We start from the raw sequence: 26619 nt of genomic DNA, 5'->3' as shown, positions 1-26619 counted from the left end.
GTCAAAATGCAGGGCATCTGCCACGCCGTGTCACAACCCAGCCTGGATTTCACCGCTACATCGCTACATCGCGCCCCCATCCTCGCGCCAGATCACTTATGAAAAACGTCCTCAGTATTCAGTCGCACGTGGTTTTTGGGCATGCCGGCAATAGCGCCGCGGTGTTTCCGATGCAACGCCTCGGCGTCAACGTCTGGCCGCTGAATACCGTGCAATTCTCCAATCACACGCAATACGGGCACTGGAGCGGCAGCGTGCTCGAGACCTCGCAGATGCCCGCGCTGGTGGAGGGCATCGGTGCGATCGGCATGCTGCCACGCTGCGATGCCGTGCTCTCGGGCTATCTGGGCGCCACCGAACAGGCGCAGGCGGTGGTCGATATCGTGCGCACAGTCAAAAGCGCCAATCCGCACGCGCGTTACTTTTGCGATCCGGTGATGGGCTCGCAAACGCGTTCAGGCTGCCAGGTCGAGCCCGGCATTCAAACGTTTCTGGTACAAACCATGCCCGCCATCGCTGACGTGATGATGCCCAATCACAGCGAACTACAACGGCTCGCCGGACGCGAACTCGAAACCGTCGACGAAGCGCTTGCCGCTTGCCACGAACTGATCCAGCGCGGGCCGGCCGTTGTACTCGTCAAGCATCTGCTGGATCGCAACAGCCCTGCCGACTGCTTCAACATGCTAGTGGTCACCGCCGATGAGGCCTGGCTCGGCCAACGTCCGCTCTACCCCTTTACGCGCCACCCCGTAGGCGTGGGCGACCTGACCAGCGCGGTATTCGTGGCACGCACGCTGCTGGGCGACTCCGTGCGCCATGCCTTCGAACATGCGCTGGCCGCCGTTCATTCGGTGGTCAGGCGGACATGGGAAGCCAACCGCTACGAACTCGAGCTGGTTGCCGCGCAGCACGATATCGCGCATCCGCCCGACTGGTTCGAAGCCACGGCCGTCCGCGCGGTCTGAGTGCCCTGCGCGGGCTTTGAGCCGCGACGTGCCAGCGCACTTCAGGACTTCAGGACTTCAGGATGCAGGATGCAAAATTCACCCTTTACCCCACACGATGAAATGAGGCAGCAGATGGACGGTTATATCCGCAGCGAGCGGGAAGAGCAGTTTGAACAGTTATGCATCAGCGTCGATGCGGATGAGCTGCACGAGCAGGAAGCCATTGAATACTTCGAAAGCCAGATCGGCGAAACCGGCTTTGATGCCGCGCAATGGCTGGATATCGCGCTGTATTACGCGCCCGGGGTAGCGGGCGGAATCATCGACATGATCGCGCCCGACGATCGGGCCCGCAGCCGTATCGACGAGGTGATCGCGGATAACCTCGATATTGCCTATGGCGCGGGCGAATGCCAGCAGTTCGCCGAAACCCTGCACTTCGCACGCGCCAATGGCGTGCCGGTGGATCTGGATGTCGTGCTCGACGGCTGCCAGCGAGCCCTCGACGATCTCGAAACCTGGGCCGATGAAGACACCCAAGCCCCGCTGTTACGGCTGCGCGAAGAACTGCTGCGGCTACAAGGCGAGCAGTAAGCCGTCCTTGCTACGCTACGCCACGCCCGGCTCCCGCCACTCAGCCCGTCGCAATGCGCACCATCGCGGTTTGCACGAGCGCCTCCAGCAGCGTGCTGACTTCTTCGGCACGCGTCTCATCGAAGGTATAGGGACGCTTCTCTTCCATATAGGTGGCCTGCGATAACTCGAGTTGCACCGCATGCACACCTTGTTCTGGCCGGCCGTAATGGCGCGTGATATAGCCGCCCTTGAAGCGCTGGTTATCGACCGCCGAATAGCCGCCATGCCAGTCGATCACCGCTTCCAGATCGGCGGCAAGCCCGGGTAAGGCGCTCGCGCCATCGGCGGTGCCCAGATTGAAATCCGGCAGCTTGCCCTCGAACAGGCGTGGCACGTGCGAGCGGATCGAGTGCGCTTCCCATAACAGGACCTGGCTATGCTGCAACTGCAGCACCGCGAGCTCGCGCGCGAGCGCATCGTGATAAGGACGCCAGTACGCCGTGCGGCGCCGCGCGTAATCGGCGGCGACAGGCTCCTTGCCTGGCTGGTAAAGCGGCACGCGCGCAAAGGTGTCGAACGGCACCAGGCCCGTGGTATCCATCCCGGGATAGAGGCTGGCGTCATCGGGCGAACGGTTCAGATCGATGACATAACGCGCATGCGTGGCCGCGAGCATCGTGGCGCCAATGCGCTTGCCAAAAGCGTAAAGCCGTTCGAGATGCCAGTCGCAATCGTCGACGAACGCGGCCTCGGGGGTCATGTTCGCGGCAATGTCAGGAGGAATATAGGTGCCGACATGCGGCATGGAGATGATGAGTGGGTTTTTACCGCGATGGACGGTATAGAGCGGTGGAGGACTCAAAGCAGTCATAACGATATCGCCTAAAGAATTAGACCCGGGCGCCATTCTAGCGCCCCCGTGGCCTGTTGTGCCTATCTGTGTTATCTGGCATGAGGCTGTGCGCTTGCCCGGCAGCGCACGCCCGGCCAACCCCTGATCACCGCTTTATTCCGTAGCGCCAGGCAATATCTGGCATATCTGGAACGCGCCTAGAAATGACCGGTAAAGCGATAGCGGCTACCTGGATGCCACAGATGCACCACCGACGCCACCTGCCCTTGCGACCACGTACGCCGCTGCAACACGAGGCATGGCTCGCGCTCAGCCATCGCCAGCCTCTCACGCACCCGCGCCTCAGGCATGCAGGCCTCGATGCGGTATTCGACGCGCTGCAAGGGCGCAACGCGCACCAGATACTGGTTCGGGGTGATCTGGGTGAAATCCTGGGCGATGTAGTCCGGCGCCAGCGCCGGTCTGACCCAGCGCTCTTCCAGTTGCACGGGCTGCTCGTTCTCGGCATGGAGCAAGCGCGAATGAAACAGCAGACTGCCCACTTCAAGCTGCATTTCGGCCGCGAGCGTTTCATCGGCGCACACCGTATCCAGCACCAGCACACTGGCGTGGTGACGATGACCGCGCGCGACGATCTCATCCGAAATGCTGCGGATGGCCACCAGTGTCGATTCATACCGGGGCCGCGCAACAAAAGTGCCCGAGCCCTGCACGCGAGTCAGCACTTGCTCCGCGCTCAGCTCGCGCAAGGCCCGGTTGACGGTCATGCGCGCGACGCCAAACTCGCGCGCCAGCTCATGCTCCGTCGGCACCTGATCGCCCTCGCCCCACACGCCGCGATGAATCTGCTCAAGGATGAAATCCTTGATTTCCTGATAGGCGGGCGTGCTCATGCCGAACGTGGCATGCCGGGTGCCGGCTCGCCTGCCGCGGCGTCGTGGGCCTCTTCCGAAGCCAGGCGCAGCGGGCTATGCGCGGCGATCACGCCGCGCTGCACGAGGCGCGCCATGGCCTCGATATCCGGCGCGAAGTAATGATCCAGCGCGTAATGCGCGACCTCGGCGCGGATCGTCTTCATCACCTCGCCCAGCCGTGGGCTCGTCTGATGCGGCGCACGCAAGTCCACGCCCTGGGCGGCCGCGAGCAACTCAATGGCAAGAATGCAAGCCACGTTTTCGGCGATATCGCCCAGCTTGCGCGCGGCGAAGGTCGCCATCGACACGTGATCTTCCTGGTTGGCCGACGTCGGCAAGGAATCGACCGATGCCGGATGCGCCAGCGTTTTGTTCTCCGACGCGAGGGCCGCCGCGGTGACATGCGCGATCATGAAGCCTGAATTCACCCCACCGTCTTTCACCAGAAAAGGCGGCAATCCGGACAGCGTGGTATCGATCAGCAAGGCGATGCGGCGCTCGGCCAGCGCCCCGATCTCGGCTACGGCCAGCGCCAGGTTATCCGCCGCGAATGCAACCGGCTCCGCATGAAAATTGCCGCCGGAGAGCACCTCGCCAGTATCAGGAAAAATCAGCGGGTTATCCGAGACCGCATTGGCTTCGAGCAGCAGCACCCCGGCTGCATGGCGCATCTGGTCGAGGCATGCGCCCATCACCTGCGGTTGGCAACGCAGGCTATACGGGTCTTGCACCTTGTCGCAGCCGCGATGCGACAGATTGATCTGCGAGCCCTCGAGCAGCGTGCGATACGCGCTGGCCGCCGCGATTTGCCCCGCATGGCCGCGCAAGGCGTGAATCCGCTCGTCGAAAGGCGCCACCGACCCAGCGGCGGCATCCACCGAGAGCGCCCCCGCAACCAGCCCGGTGCGGTACAGGTCTTCGATAGCAAACAGGTGATAGAGCGCCAGCGCCGTCGAAGCCTGCGTACCGTTGAGCAACGCCAGGCCTTCCTTGGCCTGCAACGTCAGCGGTTCGAGCCCAGCGGCGCGCAGGCCCTCCAGCGCGCTCGCGCGCTTGCCCTGCAGCAGCACCTCGCCCACTCCCAGCAACACCGCGGACATATGGGCCAGCGGCGCCAGATCGCCGGAGGCCCCCACCGAGCCCTTCATGGGAATGAGCGGCAGCACATCGGCATTGAACAGCGTGAGCAGCGCCTGCATGACTTCGCGGCGAATCCCGGAATGCCCCCGGCCAAGGCTGGAGAGCTTGAGCGCCAGCATGAGCCGCACAACGGGCGCGGCCATCGGCGCACCCACGCCGACGGCATGCGAGAGCACCAGATTGCGTTGCAAAAGTTCAAGCTGGTCATGCGGAATATGCGTGCTGGCGAGGCGGCCAAAACCCGTGTTGATGCCGTAAGCCGGCTCGCCCCGGGCGGCGATAGCGGCGACGGCCCCGGCACAGGCGTCGATGGCCGGAAAGCTTTGTGGATCGAGTTCGAGCGTGAGCCGCTCGCGGGCAATCTGGCGCAGTTGCGGCAGGCTAAGGTGGCCAGGCGTGAGCAGCATGGTGAGCGCATCCTTGCGAGGGTCGATTTTGGGCATCCGTCAGTTCGGGCGTTTTTTTGTTGTTCGGTTGTTCGATTGTTCGGGCGGGCACGAGCCAAAACGTGCGCGAAAGTGTAGCGGCGCAAATTTGTACAAACAACTTGTTTTTGTGCTGATTTTTCCTGGGATTTTGCTCATCGGGAAGGCGGAATCGGAGGAATCCGGGGCATATCCGTGAGGCAGGGAACAAGCTGGCATAACATGGAGACCGCATGGAGACCGCCCGGGTTCACCCGGACGTTTGCTTTAAGCATTGCAATGCCCATCACGGGGTTTTCGCCACAAGCTCGGCCAGTAGTTTGCTAGTACATGGCCCGTCAAAATAATAGAAAGGAGATTTTTTATATGCACCACCCAGGCAAAAATTTAACACCCGCTGTTCTCTTGTCGCTGCCGCTATTACTCGGCCAGCAGGCCTGTGGAGCAAACGGAGCAAGCGGAGCAGACAGCGATTTTTTGTGGCAGAAACTGAATCAGCAATGCGTCCCCAACTATCTTGCTGACGATATCTACCGGCCATGTGCGCTAGTCGATCTGGATAGCCGGTACGTTATATACAAGGTAGACAACGACAAATATCAATATCTGCTGTTACCTACCGACAAGATAAGCGGCATCGAGGATCCGCAATTATTAAACGATCAAACTTCAAAATATTTTTACCATGCGTGGCAAGCACGTTCATTCCTGACTGAAAAATTAAATAAAACATTAAAAGAGAAGGACATCGCCTTAACGCTCAACGCCGCGAATACTCGCACGCAAAATCAGTTGCACTTCCATATTTCTTGTCTCGCCCCGGCCGTCCGAACATTATTGAATGGCCTGGATACAGCTAACCTGGGAAACGAATGGTCAGCGCTCGCAGAAAAAATCAGGCAACACACTTACTACGTTAAAAAAATTTCCCTGTCCGACCTGAAGACAATCAATCTTTTCCCGCTCATCAAAGACAAGGTCACGGCTGATCACGGGCAAATGGCTTATAGCGGAGCCGCGCTGGTCAATGTCAACAAAGATACGTTTTTGTTGCTCGTCTCTTCCGGTACCGCCGAGCGGGGCGTAGCGGCAGAGGAAATTCAGGATCACCAGTGCCGCATGGCCTATTGACCACCACTTGACCCCCGCTTGACCACCACTTAAAGATCGCCGCCTAAAGATCGCCGCCTAAAGATCGCCGCTTAAAGCCGCAAACGCCCCGCGAGAAAATCCAGAAAACACTGCACCCGCTCCGCCAGCGCCGCGCTCTGGTAATACACCGCATTCACCGGCTGACGCTCTTCCAGCAACAGCGTATCCAGCAGAGGCACCAGCCGGCCCGCGGCAATATCGGCGGCAATCATGAAGTCGGCCAGGCGGGCAATCCCCCAGCCCGCTAGCGCCAGTTGTCGCAAGGTCTCGCCGCTCGAGGCGGTGATCCCCGGGTTGATCTTCATCGAGGCCTGCCCGCCATCGGGCAGCGGCCAGCGGTTCAGGCGCTCCGGCGCGGTAAAGCCGATCAGCCGGTGCGCCAGCAAATCCGCCGGGACCCGCGGCTCGCCCTGTTCAGCCAGATATGCCGGGCTGGCGACGATCCGGACCTTGCTCGTGCCCAGCGCCCGGGCGTGCAGCGTGGAATCCTGCAACGCGCCAATGCGGATCGCAATGTCGATCTTCTGCTCCAGCAAGTCGACGATGCGCTCGCTGCTCGTCAGCTCCAGCGCAATCTCCGGATACAGCGCCGAAAACGCTGTCATATGCGGCGCCACGCAATGCAGCATGAAGGGCGATGCGGCATCGACCCGCAAGCGCCCGGAAGGCCGCTGCCGGTGGTGTTTGACCGAGGCTTCCGCGTCTTCCATCGCCGCCAGAATCACTCGCGCACGCGCCAGAAACAGCTCACCCTCGTCGGTCAGGTGCAAGCGCCGTGTGGTGCGCCGCACCAGCGCGGTGTCGAGCTTGGATTCCAGCCGCGAAAGCGCGCGGCTCACGCCCGAGACGGTCTGCTGCAGCTTTTCGGCGGCGGCTGTCATGGAACCGCAGTCGATCACCGTGACCAGCACCAGCAATTCATCGGTGGAAGTTTTCATAGAGGCTTTTCATGTGATTGTTGATTTTCAATCAAAAGTAATTTGAGGACAACACGCTTTTTGCGAAGATCCCAGGCGCCGATACTAGCGTCCTGATCACGGTAGCAACGATCTCGTTAGCGTCCAATGTCGTCACGAGAAGCCATTTTTCTATTTTTTCTATTTCCAGGGAGAACGTCTTGAACATCTTCATCACAGGAGCAAGCGGTTTTATTGGCGGCTCGATTGCAGCGGGTCTGGCCCGGGCGGGCCATCAGGTCAGCGGACTGATTCGTCAGCCCAGCCAGGCGGCCGAACTGGAGCGGCTAGGCATCCGCCCGGTGAGCGGCACGCTCGACGACCACGCGCTACTGGTGGCGCAAGCGCAAGCCGCCGATGCGGTCATCAACGCCGCGAGCAGCGATCATCGCGGTGCGGTCGAAGCCCTGCTGGAAGGCCTGGCAGGCTCGAACAAAACGTTTTTGCACACCAGCGGCTCAAGCATTGTGGGCGACGCGTCAGGCGGCGAAGCAGGCACCGCGGCGGTGTATCACGAAGATGCGCTACCTACGCCTACCGCTGACAAAGCCGCTCGCGTCGCACTCGACCAGCGCGTGCTCGACGCCGCGCAGCAATCTATCCGTTCGGCGGTGTTGTGTAACACGCTGATTTATGGTCATGGCACGGTCGCCGGCAGCGAGAGCGTGCAATTGCCGCGCCTCGTCCACGAAGCGCAAAAAAGTGGCGTGGTGCGCCATGTCGGCAGCGGCGCGAATATCTGGTCGAACGTGCATATCGACGATGTCGTCGAGCTGTATCGCCTCGCCCTGGAAAAAAGCCCGGCGGGAACGTTTTATTTCGTCGAAAGCGGCGAGGCATCGTTCAGGGAGATGGCGCAAGCCGTCGCCGAGGTGCTAGGTCTGGGCGCGCCCCAAAGCTGGCCGCTCGCCGAGGCGCAAAAAGCCTGGGGGGACGAAATGGCCGCCTATGCGATGGGCTCGAACAGCCGGGTACGCGGGGAACGTGCGCGGCGGCTGCTAGGCTGGAAGCCGGTGCGGACTTCGGTGACGGACTGGATTCGGCAGGAAATGCTGCCGCGCACGAAGGGTTGATCGGGGTTTGATCGAAGTTTGGTTAAGCCTTGACGAGGCCGCTGCCTCAATCGAAGCCAGGGTTTAGACGGGCTGTCCGGCCTGGGCCCTGGCTCAGGTTGCCGCCTGCGGGGTGCGGGTTGCTGATTGGCCCGCTCTCAGCCGCTTCTTCCTCCCGTTCGCGTGACCACGTGTGAATAGCGGCCACGATCTCTGCCGCCCCTAGCCTGGATGCCAACCTCAGGCAATTTTCATTGAAGGCCCCCGATTTGTGATACGGATTCGCTTTTTTTACAGTTACCGCACCATAATAATTAACCGTAATGCCATTCAATAGCAGTAATGCAATTTTTTTCTGGCCCAGCAAAATTGCCCGGTATAACGGCGACATAAAACCAAACGATTTCCTCTCCTGAGCTTTACCCATCGCCTTGTCCCCGTCAATCTCGGCGCCATATTTAATCAGCAAAATCACCGCCCCGATATTATTTTCCTTGATCGCCAGATCCAGCAACCGCAAATTATATTGAGCACCTGGAATAACATCATCAATATTCGTCCAGTTAATCACTCTTTCCTGTAAAAGCCTCGACAGCGCCGCACAGGTATCCTGCTGGCTCTCAATCAAGGCAATCGCTGTTGTTACGGCCGTTACATAAACCGGATCTTCCTTGATGGGCAACGTCTGAAATTCATTCTGCCTTGTTCCGCCTGCCGTAAATAGCAGCCTGTCATTATTTTTAACCTGTGGTTTATGGCTGAAATTATCCGGTAGCAATAAAATAGTTGCGCTCAATGATTTATTAAAAAAAAGCGGCGCTTCATGATGCTGCCGCGGGATCCCGGGCGGGCTCACGGCAGACAAAGAAAAATTACCTGGCCCCGCCCCACATTCCGGCGAGCCCTGAAGCAGCAGATTCGGCGATTTATATTTTCCGCTGACGAAATTTTCCTCGATTTTGACAAACTGCTCTTCAATATCTGGATCGTCACGATGAGGATGCTGAAAAACCGGGGGAGTAAATGAAGAGGGGGAAGAAGAAACTTGACGCACCATGTTTTACATCCGCTTCAATTGAATATTATTAGTGAATAAAAAACAGTCGCCATGCGATCCGGATTGCATTGTTGAACGCCCGGGTTAGGTAACCTCACGCGAGGAACCGTTCCCGCCATCCGTCAACCGGCGCGTCCACAACATCGCTTACAATCGACCCCCCGTGAATCGCCCTCCGTACCGGCCGGCTCCATGTCATGCCGCCGTGCTGCATGTCGTGCTTCATGCCTTGCATCGCCTCGCCTCGTTCATGCATCTGACAAGGCATGCCTCGAAGGGCGTCCCGCACAGCCGGTCCTGCTCCGATGCTCGCGGGTTTGCGCCCGTAATTTTTATTCTCGCCCCTGGAGATTTTCGATGAGTGGCGGTGTCTTGCCCCCCGTTTCGCGTTTGCCTTTCTGGGTCTTGCTGATGGTGCTGGTTCTGTCAGGGTGCAGCGCGTTCGGCCCCCCGCAGCAGGCGCCCGCACCGATCAGCGAAGCCATTGCGGTGTCCGTCGAGCCACCCGCGCCGCCGCCGCCCGTCAAGGCTCCGCCGCCGCCCATCGCCGTCCCCCCCAAGCCCGTCAAACGCCCCGTCGTCAAACCGCGTCCGGTCAAACCGCAACCGGCGCCCCCGCCGCCACCGGCCACCCCGACGCCGCTCATCACGCTGCGCACGATCGGGCATGGTCTGGTGCGTGGCTTGCTCGATAGCGAAGTCCAGCGCCCCGATGGCCGGGTGATCGGGCACGCCGTCGATCTGATCGCCGACGCCAGTGGCCGGCCGCATGAGATGGTGGTCAACCTGCAAGGCTTCATGGGCGTCGGGGACCGCAAGGTGAATTTTCCGTGGAGCGCGTTTAGCTTCAAGCCCGACGCCGCGCCGAAAATGGCGGCGATCACGTTGCAGCGCCTGCCCAACCCGCCCCCCGTGCCCATCCAGAACAGCACACGGCTCAGCGCCACGGCCACCCAGTTACCGCTGCTAGACAGCATCGTCGAGCGGCCCAACCATACCACCGTGGGGCGCGTCATCGATGCGCTCATCGATAGCCGGGCGCAGCCTCAGGCGTTGGTGCTCGACGTCAACGACATTGTCGCGCCCGGCCGCCACAGCATCGCCGTCGACTGGAACGCCTTGCATTTCGTCACCCGTAACAAGGTGCTGCAACTCCAGCTCGATCTCGATGACGCGCAGCTCAAGGCCTCGCCGCCGTACCTCGTCAACCAGCCCGTCGTGCATGCCATCTCTCCTGCGGTCCCTGCTCCTGTCACCGTCACGAAGCCTGCTTCGGCCGCTTCTTCAGCCGCTACCCGCGCGGCGAGCCGAAGCCGGGGCCACCGATGAGCGGCCGGTATTCAATCCAGGTTCGTAGCCTGCTTGCCCTCGACTGGCTGAATTTTTTCGTCGCTAACGTACAAACCGGCTTTGGGCCGTTCATTGCGTCGTATCTCGCCTCGCACAAATGGACCCAGGGCGAAATTGGCATGGCGCTGTCCGTCGGCACGATCAGTGCGATGGTCAGCCAGGTGCCGGCCGGTGCGGCCGTCGATGCAATGCGCAACAAGAAAGCCGCGGCGTTCTGGGCGATCGTCGCCATCATTCTCAGCGCCGTGTTGCTGGCCGTCAGCCCGACGATGCTCGCGGTGATGGCCGCCGAGGTGTTCCACGGTTTCGCCAGTTGCATGCTGGTGCCCGCGATGGCGGCGCTCTCGTTTGCGCTCGTCGGACGCCAGAACCTCGGCGACCGGCTCGGGCGCAACGCGCGCTGGGCCTCGATCGGCAGCGCGGTAGCCGCGGGGCTGATGGGGTTGTGCGGCGAGTATGTGTCGCCGCGCGCCGTGTTCTGGCTCACTGCCGTGCTGGCGCTGCCTGCGCTGTTCGCGCTGAGCATGATTCACCAGGCCAACCAGGCCAGCGCGAAGCCCGCCAGCGCGTCTGGCGGCAAGAAGGCCATCACGTCATCCGAAAAGGAAGACCGCGAAACCCTGCGTGAGCTGCTGCGCGACCGGCGCATGCTGACCTTCGCCGCCTGCATCGTGCTGTTCCATCTGTCGAACGCCGCCATGCTCAATCTGGCGGCAGGCGAAGTCACCGCCAGCATGGGCGACCACGTGCAACTGATCATCGCCGCGTGCATCGTCGTGCCGCAAGCGATCGTCGCCATGATGTCGCCGTGGGTGGGGCGCTCGGCGCAACGCTGGGGACGCCGGCCGATCCTGCTGCTCGGCTTTAGCGCGCTGCCACTGCGCGCGCTGCTGTTTGCCGGCGTGAGTAGCCCTTACCTGCTCGTGCCCGTGCAAATGCTCGATGGTTTAAGCGCGGCTGTTTTCGGCGTGATGCTGCCGCTGATCGCCGCCGATGTCGCGGGCGACAAGGGGCGCTACAACCTGTGCATCGGGCTCTTTGGCTTGTCAGCCGGGATCGGCGCAACGCTCAGCACGGCGGCGGCGGGCTTTATCGCCGATCACTTTGGCAATACCGTGAGCTTCTTTGGCCTTGCCGCGGCGGGTGCGCTGGCGGTGCTGCTGGTGTGGGCCGCCATGCCGGAAACACGCGATCCAGCACCCGCCGATGCGGTGCCCGTGCCTGAGACGCCGTAGGCGAGCCTGGGGCGCATGGGTTGAGGCCAAAAACGGCTCGCCAGGCAAGAAGGTATGTCTGGCGAGCCGCATCACAGGCTCCGTTCAGCCACATTGGAGCGCCATGAAACCGCGTCCTCTGGCGTCGGCATCAAACATCAGATATCAGACCATCAACCCACCGTGCCGGAAGTGGAAGGTTGAGGCGCCTGGGCTGCGGTTGCCGGCGACTTGTGCCATTCGCCTCGCAATACTTGAGGCAGCGTATAACCATCCTTGCCCACGGTTTTCTCGATTAACCCCGGCTGAAACTTTCTTAAAGTCACGGTTCTATCTGAAAATTTTGTGACATCCTCCGGGTGATAATACCTGGGGGCTAAAGTCTGGAAGAATTTCTGCAATCGTCTACTACCATCCAGTTTGAATACACCATGATCTGCGTCAACCACGACATATGAATTCTGCATGGTGTAGGGAAGCGAATGGCGTGAAATGGAGATCTCATGGTTCGGCACCGACAAAAATAAAGTTTCGCCATTTTTCAGATTTGATTTAGCGGCTTCACCAATTCGATCCCAGCTTGTCTCATACGTACCTTCGTTAAACCTGTCTGGCCCTTTGACTACACCGCCCCCTTTCATTTTTTGACTGTCCATATAACCCTTATTATTCAGTTTCAAGCCTATCTGCTGATTTTTTGTAAAATCCAGAAGCCAGTCTGTCAGACGACTACTGGTTTTGCCATCACCTTTCGTGTCCGCAGTTTTATCAAATAGATTGTTCATTTTTTCAGCAAAGCTCCGACCCGGGAAATCTTTAGGCGATTGATTGACGATTTGTGCCGCCGCGCTAGCGGAAAAACAAAATCCATTGACCCCAGAACCGCCCTGTCCGGCCCGTGCGATGGGTATAGCCTGCAGATATGAAAAAGCCTCGCTGGCTTGTCCACCTTGAATTTTTCTATACTCACGATTCAAATCATCGAAGTTATTCTTTTCTGTCAATCTTAATTTTTCGATATTGCGCATCCTCGCTGCCGCACCAAGATAAGCCAGCTCATTCGAGTTAAGTGGCTGATTAAGCGGCGGGCTCTTCGGATTTGACAGATAACTATAAACAGTATTCAGTTTTTCCGAATCGTTTGCGAGAGGCGCTAATTCTTGCGGCACCTTCCTCAATAGCTGAGCAACAGATTCATCCAGCGGTTTATTACGCTCATCATATAATTTCAGCATCTCTTTATTTGCTGCCTGATAGATCTCCGGATGTTTATTACGTTCCGTCTCCCATTCAGTCGCAACCGATTTTTTGCTAGCTTCTTTTATACTCCCACTACTCACTTGCTCTAATACAGAATGTAAATCCTGGGGTGGCGCACCACCTTCTAGCCCAACTTTCACGACCTGTTTATTTTTTTGCATGAAATTACCCGGTTCATATTTATCTGTCTCGACATTTTTTAACCTGACATGATCTGGCGAGGCCTCCGGCACGACCTCGTATTGTTTATCCCCGATTGTGACGGTATTTTTACCGTTATGTTGCTCTATTGGATAGAGATTCTTGTTTTTCGTATTTTTATCGCCTTTATCGCCTTTATTAACTTTTTCCGTCTCACGTGAAGCCGCAGCGTTTGCTGCAGATTCTGATACCGCCATGCTTGCGAGGGTACCAGCTGCTTCGCCTGCTATAGAGCCTGGCGGCGTTGGTGGCGTTGGTGGCGTTGGTGGCGTTGGTGGCGTTGGCGGCGTTGGCGGCGTTGGCGGCGTTGGCGGCGTTGGTGACGTTGGTGACGTTGGTGACGTTGGTGACGTTGGCGGCGTTGGTGGCGTTGGTGGCGTTGGTGACGTTGGTGACGTTGGTGACGTTGGTGACGTTGGTGACGTTGGTGACGTTGGTGACGTTGGCGACGTTGGCGGCGTTGGCGGCGTTGGCGACGTTGGCGACGTTGGCGACGTTGGCGACGTTGGCGACGTTGGCGACGTTGGCCACGTTGGTGACGTTGGTGACGTTGGTGACGTTGGTGACGTTGGTGACGTTGGTGACGTTGGTGACGTTGGTGACGTTGGTGACGTTGGCGACGTTGGTGACGTTGGTGACGTTGGCGTAGTGGTCCTACCTGAATCCGGGGCATTCGGCCGTTGTTCTGGCCGCTCAGCTGGTGTCTGCCCTGGTAGCTGACCCGGTAACCGGCCTGGTAGCTGGCCTGGCGACGCAGACCCTACCGGGTTCGGTGATTTTGCTGGAATTAGCGGGCCTTTTTTATCTTTATTCTTATCCGATGAGGATATTGGCGCTCCTGAAACCTGCCCCTTCTTACTATTGGGATATAACAAAGGATCAAATTCTGAATAAAGTGGAGGATCTATATTTAAATCGCCGCTCTTCCTGGGCGGCTCCTGGATATAAGCTTCAGGCGGCGCAGGTTCTCCCAGGCCTGTCGGTTTTTCTGGATCTGACTGCTCGTGCCCAACTTTACCCGTGTTTTTATCTGATGACGAAGAAGTACCTCCGCCCTGCTTTTTTTCACCCCTGGAATATAAACCCCGATTAATATCGGGATAATTTTTGTTTAATTTCGGCTCCTGTCCATGAGCCTCACCATTATTTTCACGACGGACTCTCACGCTCTCGTGCAACCCAGGCGCAGGCGGATTTTTTATTTGTGGATTTTCTTTCCTTATTTTTGACTGCTGCCCGGATAAACCCATTAACCGTGATTTCTCATCACGCTTACGCGCGGAAGATTTTTTCTCGTTCTCCGACAAATAATCAGGCGCGGAGTAATTTCTATTGACTGAAGTAATTTCCATGATCAGTTAACCTCAAAATGATGTGAGATCACAGAATATGGAAAAACCATCAAGCCATGCGGCAAAAAATTACTCCAATCTTTCTAATTAATTACATACAATTCACATTTTAAATAAATTGTAAAGCCACAGAATTTAATCCAGCCAGGCCTTACAGCGCGTGCGCAGCATCACACCAAAATCATCGAGCCAGCCAATCGACAGCCGCCAGCTCTGCCAGTACAGATCGACATCGAGCGGCCGTCCTGGCATCAAGGCCACCAGCTCGCCGCGCGCCAGATGCGGCGCGATCATCCGCTCCGGGCACATGCCCCAGCCCAGCCCCATGACACACGCGCGCAAGAACCCGGCGACATGCGGAATCCAGTGCAGCGGCGGCTCCAGTTCAGCACGCGTAATACGGCGTATAAAGCGCTGCTGTAACTGGTCTTTCGGATTGAAGACAACACAAGGAGCATGACGCAGCGTTTCACGCGTCACACCAGAAGCAAAGTGCTGCGCCAGAAATTCAGGCGAACACACCGCGTGATAACGCATACGCCCCAGACGCGTGGCACGGCAACCCTGCACCGGTTCGGCCTGGGTGGTGACCGCGCCTTGCACGCTGCCATCGCGGATACGTTGCGCGGTGTGGTCCTGGTCATCGACCACGAGATCGAGCAGCACGCCGCGCTCGACGCAAAACGGCGCGACCGCGTCGACAAACCAGGTGGCGGCGCTATCGTCATTCACGGCCACGCGCAAGGTGGGACGCTGGCCAGAACGCTCACCGGGCCAAGTGGGCAACTGCCCGCCAAGATCGGCCTCAAGCAGTTGCACCCGTTCGGTATGACGGCATAACAGCGCACCGGAAGCGGTCGCCACGCACGGCTGGCCACGTTTGACCAGCACGCTGCCCAGCCGCTCTTCCAGCAGCTTGATGCGTTGCGAGACCGCCGATGGCGTGACATTCAATCCCGCCGCAGCGCGCTCGAACGAACCCTGGCGCACCACGGCGGCCAGCGCTTCCAGCAAGGCATAGTCGAGCATTAAAAATCCTTAATCCAGATTAGATCAATTAGCTTTTCTTATGTAAGGCCGCCACGCAGACTAGCGTTATTCAACTTCGACTTCAACATCTACAACCACGGAAACGGTATGCAAGAGGCGCAGTGGCTGGCTTTTTCTCATGGGGTGCTGTTATGCGCCTCGCTCATTGCGACGATTGGCGCGCAAAACGCCTTCGTGCTGCGGCAAGGCATCTTGCGCTCGCATGTGGGCAAGATCGTCGCACTGTGCGCGCTATCGGATGCACTGCTCATTGGTGCGGGGGTGGGAGGCGCGGCGGTGCTGGTGGAGCGGTATCCGGTCTTCGTGCACACCGTGCTGTATGTCGGGCTGGCGTATCTGGCGTGGTTTGGTTTCAATGCGCTGCGGCGGGCGCTACGTCCCCAGCACGCAGGGCTTGAGGCCCAGGCCGCCGTGCCGGGGCCGAACCCGTCCGCGCAACGGGCGCTGCCCGTGGTCCTGATGACCCTCGCCTTCACTTGGCTCAATCCGCATGTTTATCTGGATACGTTTCTGCTGATCGGTACGGCGGGCGCGCGCGAGCCGCAAGGCGCACGCATGGCGTTCGCCCTGGGCGCGATCGCGGTCAGCTTTGTCTGGTTCATCGCGCTCGGGTTTGGGGCGCGGCTGCTCGCGCCGCTCTTCAAACGCGCCATGGCGTGGCGCGTGCTGGATGGCGCCATCGGCACCATGGTGCTCACCATCGCCGCGCTGCAGTTGCGTTAGACGCGTCGAGGCACTCGGGCGGCACGCGCCATTCAGGCCCACGCCTGCAAGAAGCGCTGCAAGATGCCGTTCGAATAAGCCCCCGCCAGCGCCCCAAGAAACGTTTCGAATGAGTCAGGCGCGGCGGCATCGGCGCGATCGGACACCGTCCGCAGCACCGCGCAGCGCACCCCATGCTCGTAACACACCTGGGCGATCGCCGCGCCTTCCATCTCGACGGCCAGCGCGTCCGGCAGCGCCTCACGTAACAGCGCCTGGGCATGGGCGCTGGCGATGAACTGGTCGCCGCTGAGTATCAACCCCCGATGCAGTTGCGGCCGCCGCATCGTGCCAGACAGCTCAGATGGACCCGCCGTGCCGAAGCGCAGCGCAAGCGCGGCGCCCTCCTGCGCCAGAAACTGCTCGCAAGCAGCGGCGAGTTGCGCCGTCAATCCAGGATCGGCGGCAAAACGTGCCTGGCCGAGCAGCGGCACCTCAAAGCGCGCGAACAGCGGCGAGGCGTCCAGATCGTGTTGCAGCAATGCTTCGGCAAGCACCACGTCCCCCACCTGGACGCCGTCTCCCACCCCTCCGGCGACGCCCGTCAAGACTACGGCATCGACCTCGAACACATGAATCAGCGCGCTCACGGTGGCCGCCGCCGCGACCTTGCCGATACGCACCAGCGCGACGACGCAAGGCACGCCGGACAGCGTGCCGAGGTGGTACACGCGCTGTCCCAGCGTGACGGATTCCACGCCACCGCTGGCATGCATCGCGGCCACCAGGTCGCCCAACTCTTCAGGCAGCGCAGCCAGCAGCCCCAGACGGCGCGGCCGCGTGGGCTGTGCGGACGAAGCGTCCGCGCTCATTCCACCGCCTGGAGTTTGGCCACCGCCAGCGCCAGCCATTTCTCGCCGTGCCGCTTGAACTTGACCTGGGCCTTGGCATCGGTGCCGCCGCCTTCGAGCGCCGTAATCGTGCCCTCACCGAACTTCGTATGGAAGACCGCCTGGCCGACACGAAAGCCGCTTTCCGCCGCGCGCTGCGCATGGGCGAAAGCGGGCAAAGGCGCATTGACTTCCGCGCTGCCCGCGTAGGCCTCCTGACGCGGATTGGACCGGGTGAACCAGTCGCGGCCGTAGCCCGCGTTACCCGGGCGGCCGCCCCAGCGTGAGCCCGCTTCGACTTTCGTCGTGAGCCATTTGAGCGTCTCGCTGGGGAGTTCATCGAAAAAGCGCGAGCGGATGTTGTAGCGTGTCTGGCCATGCAGCATCCGGCTTTGCGCAAACGACAGATACAAGCGCTCCTTGGCCCGCGTGATCGCCACGTACATCAGGCGCCGCTCCTCTTCCAGGCCATCGCTTTCAAGTGCGCTGTTTTCGTGAGGAAAGAGCCCCTCTTCCAGCCCGGTGATAAACACAGCCGTAAATTCGAGCCCTTTGGCCGCGTGCACCGTCATCAGTTGCACCGCGTCCTGGCCCGCCTGCGCCTGGTTGTCGCCCGCCTCAAGCGAGGCATGCGACAAAAAACCGGCGAGCGGCGTCATCGTGTCGGGGTTTTGCGCCGGGTCGCCGGGGCCGGCCGCCGCGAACACTTCCACTTCGGCATCCGTACTGAGCGCCGTGAGTTCAGGCGCGGCACTCGCACCTGGGCGCAGCGGAATCGAACGCGCGGGCGTCTCGCGGCCATAGCCTTCTTCGCTGACGAAAGCCGTCGCGGCCGTTACCAGCTCCTGCAAGTTTTCCAGCCGGTCCTGGCCTTCGCGTTCGTTCTGATAAAACACCTCGAGCCCGCTGGCGCGCACCACGTATTCAACGGTCTGCGGCAAGCTCATCGCCTGGGTTTCGGCGCGCATGTGCGCAATCAGGCCCGCGAAGCCGCCCAGGCTCGTCCCCGCTTTGCCCATCACATAGGGAATGGCTGCGGCCAGCGCGCAGTTATGCAAGCGTGCGGCGTCCGCGAGTTGCTCGACCGAACGCGCGCCAATGCCGCGCGTCGGAAAATTGACGACGCGCAGAAACGCGGTGTCATCGTTCGGGTTATCGATCAGACGCAGATACGCCAGCGCGTGCTTGATTTCCTGGCGCTCGAAAAAACGCAGCCCGCCATACACGCGATAGGCGATGCCCGCACTCATCAGGGCATGCTCGATCGCGCGCGATTGCGCGTTACTGCGATACAGCACCGCGATCTCGCTGCGCGAGGCGCCCGAGTGAATCAGCGCCTTGATCTCTTCGGTGATCCAGCCCGCTTCTTCCGAATCGCTCGCGGCTTCGTACACGCGCACCGGCTCGCCATGCCCGGCATCGGTGCGCAAATTTTTACCGAGCCGCCGGGCGTTGTGCGCGATCAGGTGATTAGCGGTATCGAGAATATGGCCGTGCGAGCGGTAGTTCTGTTCGAGCTTGATCAGATGCCGCACGCTGAATTCGTGTTCGAAGTCGCGCATGTTGCCGACGTTGGCACCGCGAAACGCGTAGATCGACTGATCGTCATCGCCCACGGCAAATACCGGGCTGTTTTGCCCCGCCAGCATTTTGAGCCAGGCGTATTGCAGCTTGTTGGTGTCCTGGAACTCGTCGACGAGAATGTGCGTAAAACGCGCCTGGTAATGGGCGCGCAGCGGCGGATTGTGTGCCAGCAGTTCGTAGCAGCGCAGCAGCAGTTCGGCGAAATCGACCACGCCTTCGCGCTGGCATTGCTGCTCGTAAGCTTCGTAGAGCTCGACGAACTTGCGGTTGAAGGCATCGTTGGCCTCGACGTTGGGCGGCCGCAGGCCCTGCTCCTTGGCGTTGTTGATGAAGTACTGGAGCTGCTTCGCGGGATATTTTTCGTCATCGACATTCAGGCCCTTCAGCAGGCGTTTGAGCGCGGAGAGCTGATCGGCGGTATCGAGAATCTGGAAGGTGGAGGGCAACCCGGCATCGCGGTAATGCGCGCGCAGCATGCGGTTGCACAGGCCGTGGAAGGTGCCAATCCACATCCCGCGCGGATCGAGCGGCAGCAGCGCCGAGAGGCGCGCGAGCATTTCGCGGGCCGCCTTGTTGGTGAATGTCACCGCGAGAATCGTGCCAGGCGATGCGAGCCGCTGCTGGATCAGCCACGCGATGCGTGTAATTAGCACGCGGGTCTTGCCGCTGCCCGCGCCCGCCAGGATCAGCGCGGGCTCATTGGGCAAGGTGACAGCGGCGTGTTGTTCGGGGTTCAGGTTGGCGAGCAGATCGGGCATGGGGCGGGAGAAAAACAGCAGGAGAACAGCCAGGTGGAGAGCGAAAATCGCTCGCCATTATATGTCCGTGCTCCGGCCACAGGCTGCACGCTGACTGATGCACCACCTCGTGCATGGCCTCCGCAACGGCGACCCTGGCGAAATCGCTGCGAAAACCATGCAGGTAATGCCACATTTCCACATTTCCGGCCCCGATGAAACCGGGTGTCACCTGGCGCTACAGGCCAGGCAACGTGCAGGCAACGTGTTTACCACTGGTACGAGGCCCCCGCCCCCATGACCGTGCCGCCCGCACTCGCTCCCGCGCCGATCCTGGCTCTCAGGTTGGGCGTAAAGCGCATCGAAGCGCCAAGCGCCGTAGCCTGATAGCCCCGGTAATTCGCCATGGCAATCCCAATGGAGAAATTCTTACCCGGCTCGGCGTCGGGAATCATCGTCAATGCGGCAGCGGCAGCCACCCCGGCATACGCATGGCGCGCCACCTGGTTCATGTCGCCGCGCATGCTGCTCAACCCCTGCTGCATCTGGTTCATGTTGACCGCATCCGTGCCATGACTGCCCGGCGCGACGTTAGTCAGACGCCGCTCATGGCCCTCCGAGCCCAGCGACACGACATTCGCCTCATCGGCTATCGAGCCCTGGCCCAGCGCGACGGAATTCGCTCCACTGGCCTGTGCGCCCGCGCCCATCGCCAAGGCCTGATCGCCTGAAGCCGAGGAGCCGCTATCGGTCGGGCTCAGCACGATGCTGTTGTTGCCCGTGCCGGCTCTCACCAGGTTCGAACCCGTGCCCGTACCACCTTGGCCCGGCTGGTTCTGGATATGGGTAACCCGGCCGTTGAGCTCGTTGTATTGCGCATCGAACGACTGCTGCATCGCGTAGAGCTGACTACCATTGACCGCTTCCCGGCTGCTCGCCTCCACCTTGCCATTCGCCACGTTGCCCAGCACCGTGCCGTTCGTGCCGCCCAGCGTGGCATGCCCGAGGCTCAGATCATCGTAGACCACCGCGCCCAACGTCTTGCCGGACGGATCGACCAGCCCTACCGCCTTGAGCTGGGCAATCGTGACCGCATCGCGGTCATTCGTGCCATTGGCCACTCCGGTCAGCACCCGTGCGCCGCCGCTGCCGCTCACGTTCACCAGGCTGCCGCCCAGGTTGCTGGCCACCATGATGTTGCCTGTCTGCTTGTCCTGGGTCACCAGGCCCAACCCGCCGTTTTTGATGTCGTTCGACATCTGCGTCAGTGTCGTGTTCAGCGTCGTGATGTCGCCGCTGTTCTTCGTCACGCTGGTGTTCGTCGCGTACAGTTGCGCGCCATTCACCGCGTCGTGGCTGGCCGCCGACAGCTCGCCGGCTTTCACCCCGGTCAGCGCCCGCACGCCTGCCGTGCCCGCGATGTCCACCTTGTTGCCGCCGCTCGTTTTGGCTACCGTCACGTCGAGGCTCTTCGCATCCTGCTGCACCAGGCCCGTCGTGCCTGCGTTGAGGTTGTTGACCGTCGTCGCCAGGTTCGTGATGTCGCCGGTGTTTTTGGTGATGTCACCGGTGTTTTTCGTCGTCGCCGTGTCGAGCTTGCCGAGTGCGCTGCCCACCGTGGTGTACGTGCTGCCCTGGATGGCGTACGACGGGCCGGTGACTGCGCCAGTCTTGGCATCCATCGTCGCGCCGCCGCCGAGAGCATCGACCATCGGCTTGAGTTGCGATACGTTCACCGCGTCGTTGCTGGCGATGCCTGCTTTCACGTTGCCTAACGCTACCGTGCCGGTCGTGCCCGCACCGCCCAGTGTCACCCGGTCTTTTGACGTGCTGTCGTAGGCCACGAAGGCGTTCGTGACATTGCCTGCCGTGTCCGTGGTCAAACCCATGCCCTTGAGCTGCTTCAGGTTCACGCCATCGGTGTCGGCGGTGCCTGCGGCCATGCCCTTCAACTGGCGCTCGCCTGCCGTGCCCGCGATATTCACCGTCGTGCCTGCCTTGTCACTGGCCACCGTGATCGCCTTGGTCGTCGCGTCCTGTTGTACCAGGCCTGCTGTGCCGCTGGTAATGTTGCTCAGCGTGCTGTTGATCGTGGTGATGTCGCCAGTGTTTTTCGTCGTGATGGTGTCCAGCTTGCCGAGTGCGCTGCCCACCGTGGTGAAGGTGCTGCCCTGGATTGCGTATGACGGGCCGCTCACCGCGCCGGTCTTGGCATCCATCGTCGCACCGCCGCCGAGGGCATCGACCATCGGCTTGAGTTGCGATACGTTCACCGCGTCATTGCTGGCGATGCCTGCCTTGACGTTGCCCAGTGTCACCGTGCCGCTCGTGCCTGCGCCACCCAATGTCACCCGGTCTTTCGACGTGCTGTCGTATTTCACGGCCAGGCCATCGAGCGTGTCGAGCCCTGACTTTGCCGCGTCCGCGGCCGTTTGTGCTTTCGTTGCCGCTGTGTTTACCGTATCGAGCTGACCCTTGTTCACCGCGTCTTTCGCCTGCGTGCCGTCGGCCACATTCGTGATCTGACGTGTGATCTCCGTCTGCGTCACCGTACCGGTGCCGTCCTTGATTTCCGCGCGGCCCACCGAGAGGCTGTTGTCACGCTCAGCCACGGAGTTCGCGCCTATTGCGATGCTGTTCTTGCCGCTTGCCTTCGCCTCATCCGTGTCGTCGTTCTTGCCCGCTGCCTTGAAGTAGCGGCTGCCGCCGTTTTGGAGCGTGTTCACCGCCGTCGACAGGTTCGTGATGTCGCCCGTGTTTTTGGTGATGTCCGTGGTGTTTTTCGTCGTGGCCGTGTCCAGCTTGCCCAGCGCATCGCCTACCGTGGTGTAGGTGCTGCCCTGGATGCCATAAGAGGGGCCGCTCACCGCACCGGTTTTGGCGTCTATTGCCGCGCCGCCGCCCAGGGCATCGACCATGGGCTTCAGTTGCGCTACGTTCACTGCGTCGTTGCTGGTGAGGCCTGCTTTGACGTTGCCCAGTGCTACCGTGCCGGTTGTGCCTGCACCGCCCAGCGTCACCTTGTCTTTCGACGTGCTGTCGTATTTCACGGCCAGGCCGTCGAGCGTGTCGAGCCCTGTCTGGGCTTTTGTCGCCGCCGTTTGTACCGTATCGAGCTGACCCTTGTTCACTGCGTCAGTGTCAGCCGTGCCTGCCTTGACGTTGCTGAGTGTCACCGTGCCGGTCGTGCCTGCACCGCCCAGTGTCACCTTGTCTTTCGACGTGCTGTCGTAGGCTACGAAGGCATTCGTGACATTGCCTGCCGTGTCGGTGGTCAACCCCATGTCCTTGAGCTGCTTCAGGTTCACGCCATCGGTGTCGGCGGTGCCTGCGGCCATGCCCTTCAACTGGCGGTCTCCCGCCGTGCCCGCGATATTCACCGTCGTGCCTGCCGTGCCGCTGGCCACCGTAATCGCCTTGGTCGTCGCATCCTGCTGCACCAGGCCTGCTGTGCCGCCAGTGATGTTGCTCAGCGTGCTGTTGATCGTGGTGATGTCGCCGGTGTTTTTGGTTGTGGCCGTGTCCAGCTTGCCCAGCGCATCGCCTACCGTGGTGTAGGTGCCGCCCTGGATGGCATACGACGGGCCGCTCACGGCACCTGTCTTGGTATCCATCGTCGCGCCGCCACCCAGGGCATCGACCATCGGCTTGAGTTGCGATACGTTCACTGCGTCATTGCTGGTGAGGCCTGCCTTGACGTTGCCCAGTGCTACCGTGCCGGTCGTGCCTGCGCCGCCCAGTGTCACCTTGTCTTTCGACGTGCTGTCGTATTTCACGGCCAGGCCATCGAGCGTGTTCAGTCCGGCCTGCGCCTTGTCGGCAGCCGTTTGTACTGTATCGAGCTGGCCCTTGTTCACTGCGTCAGTGTCAGCCGTGCCTGCCTTGACGTTGCTGAGTGTCGCCGTGCCGGTCGTGCCTGCGCCGCCCAGTGTCACCTTGTCTTTCGACGTGCTGTCGTATTTCACGGCCAGGCCATCCAGCGTGTCGAGCCCTGTCTGGACTTTCGTCGCCGCCGTTTGTACCGTATCGAGCTGGCCCTTGTTCACTGCGTCGGTATCAGCCGTGCCCGCCTTGACGTTGCTGAGTGTCACCGTGCCGGTCGTGCCTGCACCGCCCAGTGTCACCTTGTCTTTCAAGGTGCTGTCGTATTTCACGGCCAGGCCGTCGAGCGTGTTGAGCCCTGTCTGGGCTTTGTCCGCTGTCGTTTGGGCTTTCGTCACCGCCGTATTCAACGCCGTGTTCACTCCATCAAGCTGACCCTTGTTCACTGCGTCGGTGTCAGCCGTGCCCGCCTTGACGTTGCTGAGTGTCACGGTGCCGGTCGTGCCTGCGCCGCCCAGCGTCACCTTGTCTTTCGACGTGCTGTCGTATTTCACGGCCAGACCATCGAGCGTGTTCAGTCCGGCCTGCGCCTTGTCGGCAGCCGTTTGTACCGTATTGAGCTGGCCCTTGTTCACCGCGTCGGTGTCAGCCGTGCCAGCCTTGACGTTGCTGAGTGTCACCGTGCCGGTCGTGCCTGCGCCGCCCAGCGTCACCTTGTCTTTCGAGGTGCTGTCGTAGGCCACGAAGGCGTTCGTGACCTTGCCTGCCGTGTCAGTGGTCAAACCCATGCCCTTGAGCTGCTTCAGGTTCACGCCATCCGTGTCAGCGGTGCCTGCAGCCATGCCCTTCAACTGGCGGTCTCCCGCCGTGCCCGCGATGTTCACCGTCGTGCCTGCCGTGCCGCTGGCCACCGTGATCGCCTTGGTCGTCGCGTCCTGCTGCACCAGGCCTGCTGTGCCGCTGGTGAGGTTGTTCAGCGTGCCGTTGATCGTGGTGATGTCGCCGGTGTTTTTGGTTGTGATGGTGTCCAGCTTGCCCAGCGCATCGCCTACCGTGGTGTAGGTGCCGCCCTGGATGGCGTACGACGGGCCGCTCACCGCGCCGGTCTTGGCATCCATCGTCGCGCCGCCGCCCAGAGCATCGACCATCGGCTTGAGTTGCGATACGTTCACTGCGTCATTGCTGCTGATACCCGCCTTCACGTTGCCCAGTGCTACCGTGCCGGTCGTGCCTGTGCCGCCCAGTGTCACCCTGTCTTTCAACGTGCTGTCGTATTTCACGGCCAGGCCGTCGAGCGTGTTGAGCCCTGTCTGGGCTTTCGTCGCCGCCGTTTGTACCGTATCGAGCTGACCCTTGTTCACCGCATCGGTGTCAGCCGTGCCCGCCTTGACGTTGCCCAGTGTCACCGTGCCGGTCGTGCCTGCACCGCCCAGCGTCACCCTGTCTTTCGACGTGCTGTCGTATTTCACGGCCAGGCCATCCAGCGTGCTGAGTTTTGTCTTCGCATCATCCGCTGTGGCTTGCGCCTTCGTCGTCGCGGCGGTCAGCGCTGTATTTATTGCATCGAGCTGGCCCTTGTTCACCGCATCCGTCGCTTCCGTGCCTGCGGCCAGATTGACGAGCTGGCGTTGTTGGGTGCTTGAGCCGAGCGACACCGAATTGTCACGGCTTGCAACGGAATTGGCACCGATTGCGACGGAATTCGCTGCCGAGGCGGTCGTTCCCCCACCCAGTGCAATTGCATATTTGCCACTTGATGTGGACGTGGCGCCTAATGCCATACCGAATCCATCAGTATGACTGGCTATCGCTTGTCGTCCCATGGCAATGCTATCGGAACCCGTAGCACTCGACGCATTTCCGAGCGCTATCGCACTGGATGCCGTAGCACTCGACCACCCCCCAGCGCTATCGCACTGGACCCCGTAGCACTCGACCGATTCCCGAGCGCTATCGCACTGGTCACCGTAGCCGTAGCGCCATAACCTACCGCCACAGTGCGGTTTGAACCTGCACTCGCTGTTGCGCCAAGCGCAATGGCACCGGTATTCCCCTCAACGCCTGCCGAGGCATTCAGACCAATGGCAATGGCACCTTCGCCTGAACCCGCTTTGGCGCTTGCTCCCGAGCCAATCGCGATGTCTCCTGAGCCAGTCGCCGTGGCACTACCACCGCCGTTCGCCACGAAGCGGGACGCGAGTTCTTTGATATTGCCGGCGTTGGTATTGGTCGCGGTGTTCAGGCTGGCAAGGGCCGCGCCGACATTGCCAAAGGTGCCGCCTTGAACAGCATAGGACGGCGCCGTGATCGAGCCATCGGCGGCAACGGCGGCACCGCCGCCCAGCGCCGTGGTGATGCCCTTGAGCTGGCCAACGTTGACCGCGTCGTTATCAGCGGTGCCTGCGGCCAGGTTGACGAGCTGGCGCTTCAGGGTGGACGAACCAATCGATACCGTATTGTCGCGGTCCGCGGTGGCCGCATTGCCCAGGGCAACGGCACTGGCGCCCGTCGCGTTCGCGTTATACCCAATAGCCGCGGAACTGACCCCCGAAGCCTTGGCACTGCGCCCGAACGCCATTGCATTATCCGCAGTGGCATTGGCAAGCGCCCCAACAGCGGTGCTGGCGACGCCTGATGCCGCCGCTGATTCCCCGAGCGCAACGGCCGAGTTCGCAGAGGCAGCCACGTTATACCCAATCCCAACAGCAGCAACGCCTGCAGTTTTGACTCCGACACCCAGTGCCATCGAGGATGCACCAGAAGCGGTAGACCTAACGCCAATGGAAAGCTGATTCCAGTCGCCCGCTCCTACTCCTCCAATAGATGTGCCGCTTCCGCCTCCACCAGCCGTCGAACCGTGGCCGATGGCAATCGAAGTTACTCCATTCGCGCTCGTACAGTCAGCCGTACCCGTAGCAATTGCGATACTGCTGATATCCGGCGCTTTGGCGCAGGTACCCAGTTGCGTGCCGACCGCGTACACCTCGGCCGGAAGACCAAGTACACCCATGACCAACGATAAAGAAGAAGCAAGATGAACCACTGCTTTCGTCTTACGATTGCCGGTCGCAGTTTCAGGCGCGACCATCCACACACCAGTCTTCTTGTTGCGAACGACACGATAGACCTTATTCATGCCTTATCCCGGAAAAGAGTCTTTATTCAATGCCTTGAATATCATGCTTTATGGAATAAGAATGAATAGGACCAATCTTAATAAAAGGCCTTGTCAATCATTCGCTGACATTTCTTCACATAGCAGAAAACACTTTCAATACAATAACTTACACTCATGAAATAGAAGATTAATATCCTCAACGCCCAATCTCAGAGCAATTTATTCTGCAAAATTTGAGATTGCGCAACAAAATAGCCTGCCACC

Annotated in this window: 20 protein-coding genes; 8 read left to right on the top strand and 12 right to left on the bottom strand. The window is 60.5% G+C overall.

What is annotated here, in order from left to right; all coding sequences use genetic code 11:
* The first annotated feature begins 98 nt into the window (after nt 1-98).
* A complete protein-coding gene (gene pdxY / locus GH657_RS07225; RefSeq protein ID WP_153100081.1) occupies nt 99-968 on the top strand; it encodes a pyridoxal kinase PdxY in 870 nt (289 codons plus the stop codon).
* 114 nt (nt 969-1082) lie between these two features.
* Nucleotides 1083-1544 carry a hypothetical protein gene (locus GH657_RS07220; RefSeq protein ID WP_153101676.1) on the top strand — a complete coding sequence of 154 codons (462 nt, stop codon included), beginning with the start codon at nt 1083-1085 and terminating at the stop codon, nt 1542-1544.
* Between the two features lie 40 nt (nt 1545-1584).
* Here the strand turns inward: GH657_RS07220 and hutG are convergent, their stop codons facing one another.
* The 3 genes from hutG to hutH all read right to left on the bottom strand — a co-directional run bounded on the left by hutG (nt 1585) and on the right by hutH (nt 4840).
* Entirely contained in the window at nt 1585-2397 is an 813-nt protein-coding gene (gene hutG, locus GH657_RS07215; protein ID WP_153100080.1) for an N-formylglutamate deformylase, read from the bottom strand.
* Nucleotides 2398-2576: 179 nt separating this feature from the next.
* Entirely contained in the window at nt 2577-3272 is a 696-nt protein-coding gene (gene hutC, locus GH657_RS07210) for a histidine utilization transcriptional repressor HutC (RefSeq protein WP_153100079.1), read from the bottom strand.
* Nucleotides 3269-4840 carry a histidine ammonia-lyase gene (hutH, locus tag GH657_RS07205; RefSeq protein WP_153101675.1) on the bottom strand — a complete coding sequence of 524 codons (1572 nt, stop codon included), beginning with the start codon at nt 4838-4840 and terminating at the stop codon, nt 3269-3271. The genes hutC and hutH overlap by 4 nt, the downstream gene beginning before the upstream one ends.
* A 384-nt stretch (nt 4841-5224) precedes the next feature.
* Between hutH and GH657_RS07200 the strand changes: the two genes are divergently transcribed.
* Entirely contained in the window at nt 5225-5989 is a 765-nt protein-coding gene (locus GH657_RS07200; RefSeq protein ID WP_174769904.1) for a CDP-diacylglycerol diphosphatase, read from the top strand.
* Between the two features lie 71 nt (nt 5990-6060).
* On the opposite strand, the gene GH657_RS07195 is transcribed toward GH657_RS07200, so the two are convergent.
* The gene (locus GH657_RS07195; RefSeq protein ID WP_153100077.1) at nt 6061-6948 is read right to left on the bottom strand and encodes a LysR family transcriptional regulator; all 888 of its coding nucleotides are present in this window, start codon (nt 6946-6948) and stop codon (nt 6061-6063) included.
* Between the two features lie 179 nt (nt 6949-7127).
* Between GH657_RS07195 and GH657_RS07190 the strand changes: the two genes are divergently transcribed.
* A complete protein-coding gene (locus GH657_RS07190) occupies nt 7128-8039 on the top strand; it encodes an NAD-dependent epimerase/dehydratase family protein (RefSeq protein ID WP_153100076.1) in 912 nt (303 codons plus the stop codon).
* A 46-nt stretch (nt 8040-8085) separates the two neighbouring features.
* On the opposite strand, the gene GH657_RS07185 is transcribed toward GH657_RS07190, so the two are convergent.
* Complete coding sequence (locus tag GH657_RS07185; protein WP_153100075.1) at nt 8086-9075, bottom strand: ankyrin repeat domain-containing protein; 990 nt, start codon at nt 9073-9075, stop codon at nt 8086-8088.
* Between the two features lie 357 nt (nt 9076-9432).
* Between GH657_RS07185 and GH657_RS07180 the strand changes: the two genes are divergently transcribed.
* Nucleotides 9433-10404, top strand: a complete 972-nt coding sequence (locus tag GH657_RS07180; protein WP_153100074.1) for a YdgH/BhsA/McbA family protein — start codon at nt 9433-9435, stop codon at nt 10402-10404.
* On the top strand, nt 10401-11660 hold the full coding sequence (locus GH657_RS07175) for an MFS transporter (RefSeq protein WP_153100073.1): 1260 nt from the start codon (nt 10401-10403) through the stop codon (nt 11658-11660). Before GH657_RS07180 ends, GH657_RS07175 begins: the two co-directional genes overlap by 4 nt.
* 152 nt (nt 11661-11812) lie before the next feature.
* On the opposite strand, the gene GH657_RS07170 is transcribed toward GH657_RS07175, so the two are convergent.
* Together GH657_RS07170 and GH657_RS07165 are read right to left on the bottom strand one after the other, a co-directional pair.
* Nucleotides 11813-13297: a hypothetical protein gene (locus GH657_RS07170; protein ID WP_153100072.1), complete on the bottom strand. Its 1485-nt coding sequence runs from the start codon at nt 13295-13297 to the stop codon at nt 11813-11815.
* Nucleotides 13254-13631, bottom strand: a complete 378-nt coding sequence (locus tag GH657_RS07165; RefSeq protein ID WP_153100071.1) for a hypothetical protein — start codon at nt 13629-13631, stop codon at nt 13254-13256. Before GH657_RS07165 ends, GH657_RS07170 begins: the two co-directional genes overlap by 44 nt.
* A gap of 169 nt (nt 13632-13800) precedes the next feature.
* On the opposite strand from GH657_RS07165, the gene GH657_RS07160 reads away from it, so the two are divergent.
* Nucleotides 13801-14193 carry a hypothetical protein gene (locus GH657_RS07160; protein ID WP_153100070.1) on the top strand — a complete coding sequence of 131 codons (393 nt, stop codon included), beginning with the start codon at nt 13801-13803 and terminating at the stop codon, nt 14191-14193.
* A 394-nt stretch (nt 14194-14587) separates the two neighbouring features.
* Here the strand turns inward: GH657_RS07160 and GH657_RS07155 are convergent, their stop codons facing one another.
* Nucleotides 14588-15481 carry a LysR family transcriptional regulator ArgP gene (locus tag GH657_RS07155; protein ID WP_153100069.1) on the bottom strand — a complete coding sequence of 298 codons (894 nt, stop codon included), beginning with the start codon at nt 15479-15481 and terminating at the stop codon, nt 14588-14590.
* Between the two features lie 108 nt (nt 15482-15589).
* Between GH657_RS07155 and GH657_RS07150 the strand changes: the two genes are divergently transcribed.
* Nucleotides 15590-16225, top strand: a complete 636-nt coding sequence (locus GH657_RS07150) for a LysE/ArgO family amino acid transporter (protein WP_153100068.1) — start codon at nt 15590-15592, stop codon at nt 16223-16225.
* 32 nt (nt 16226-16257) lie between these two features.
* Here GH657_RS07150 and GH657_RS07145 read toward each other — a convergent pair whose 3' ends face one another.
* From GH657_RS07145 to GH657_RS07130, 4 genes are all read right to left on the bottom strand, one after another.
* On the bottom strand, nt 16258-17076 hold the full coding sequence (locus tag GH657_RS07145; RefSeq protein WP_153100067.1) for a 5'-methylthioadenosine/adenosylhomocysteine nucleosidase: 819 nt from the start codon (nt 17074-17076) through the stop codon (nt 16258-16260).
* Complete coding sequence (locus GH657_RS07140) at nt 17073-19436, bottom strand: UvrD-helicase domain-containing protein (protein ID WP_153100066.1); 2364 nt, start codon at nt 19434-19436, stop codon at nt 17073-17075. Before GH657_RS07140 ends, GH657_RS07145 begins: the two co-directional genes overlap by 4 nt.
* Nucleotides 19437-19684: 248 nt before the next feature.
* A complete protein-coding gene (locus GH657_RS18380; protein ID WP_174769902.1) occupies nt 19685-25018 on the bottom strand; it encodes a YadA-like family protein in 5334 nt (1777 codons plus the stop codon).
* An 86-nt stretch (nt 25019-25104) separates the two neighbouring features.
* The gene (locus GH657_RS07130; protein ID WP_153100064.1) at nt 25105-26373 is read right to left on the bottom strand and encodes an ESPR-type extended signal peptide-containing protein; all 1269 of its coding nucleotides are present in this window, start codon (nt 26371-26373) and stop codon (nt 25105-25107) included.
* Between the last annotated feature and the right edge of the window lie 246 nt (nt 26374-26619).

Source organism: Paraburkholderia hayleyella, from assembly GCF_009455685.1.
GTDB lineage: Bacteria > Pseudomonadota > Gammaproteobacteria > Burkholderiales > Burkholderiaceae > Paraburkholderia > Paraburkholderia hayleyella.
Note: the sequence above shows the minus strand (reverse complement) of the source record. Positions and strands in the feature narration are given on the sequence as shown.

Coding starts and splice junctions, on each gene's coding strand:
- pdxY (WP_153100081.1), top strand. CDS start 99: ATGAAAAACGTCCTCAGTATTCAGTCGCACGTGGTTTTTGGGCATGCC.
- GH657_RS07220 (WP_153101676.1), top strand. CDS start 1,083: ATGGACGGTTATATCCGCAGCGAGCGGGAAGAGCAGTTTGAACAGTTA.
- hutG (WP_153100080.1), bottom strand. CDS start 2,397: ATGACTGCTTTGAGTCCTCCACCGCTCTATACCGTCCATCGCGGTAAA.
- hutC (WP_153100079.1), bottom strand. CDS start 3,272: ATGAGCACGCCCGCCTATCAGGAAATCAAGGATTTCATCCTTGAGCAG.
- hutH (WP_153101675.1), bottom strand. CDS start 4,840: ATGCTGCTCACGCCTGGCCACCTTAGCCTGCCGCAACTGCGCCAGATT.
- GH657_RS07200 (WP_174769904.1), top strand. CDS start 5,225: ATGCACCACCCAGGCAAAAATTTAACACCCGCTGTTCTCTTGTCGCTG.
- GH657_RS07195 (WP_153100077.1), bottom strand. CDS start 6,948: ATGAAAACTTCCACCGATGAATTGCTGGTGCTGGTCACGGTGATCGAC.
- GH657_RS07185 (WP_153100075.1), bottom strand. CDS start 9,075: ATGGTGCGTCAAGTTTCTTCTTCCCCCTCTTCATTTACTCCCCCGGTT.
- GH657_RS07180 (WP_153100074.1), top strand. CDS start 9,433: ATGAGTGGCGGTGTCTTGCCCCCCGTTTCGCGTTTGCCTTTCTGGGTC.
- GH657_RS07175 (WP_153100073.1), top strand. CDS start 10,401: ATGAGCGGCCGGTATTCAATCCAGGTTCGTAGCCTGCTTGCCCTCGAC.
- GH657_RS07170 (WP_153100072.1), bottom strand. CDS start 13,297: ATGGCGGTATCAGAATCTGCAGCAAACGCTGCGGCTTCACGTGAGACG.
- GH657_RS07155 (WP_153100069.1), bottom strand. CDS start 15,481: ATGCTCGACTATGCCTTGCTGGAAGCGCTGGCCGCCGTGGTGCGCCAG.
- GH657_RS07150 (WP_153100068.1), top strand. CDS start 15,590: ATGCAAGAGGCGCAGTGGCTGGCTTTTTCTCATGGGGTGCTGTTATGC.
- GH657_RS07145 (WP_153100067.1), bottom strand. CDS start 17,076: ATGAGCGCGGACGCTTCGTCCGCACAGCCCACGCGGCCGCGCCGTCTG.
- GH657_RS07140 (WP_153100066.1), bottom strand. CDS start 19,436: ATGCCCGATCTGCTCGCCAACCTGAACCCCGAACAACACGCCGCTGTC.
- GH657_RS18380 (WP_174769902.1), bottom strand. CDS start 25,018: ATGGCATTAGGCGCCACGTCCACATCAAGTGGCAAATATGCAATTGCA.
- GH657_RS07130 (WP_153100064.1), bottom strand. CDS start 26,373: ATGAATAAGGTCTATCGTGTCGTTCGCAACAAGAAGACTGGTGTGTGG.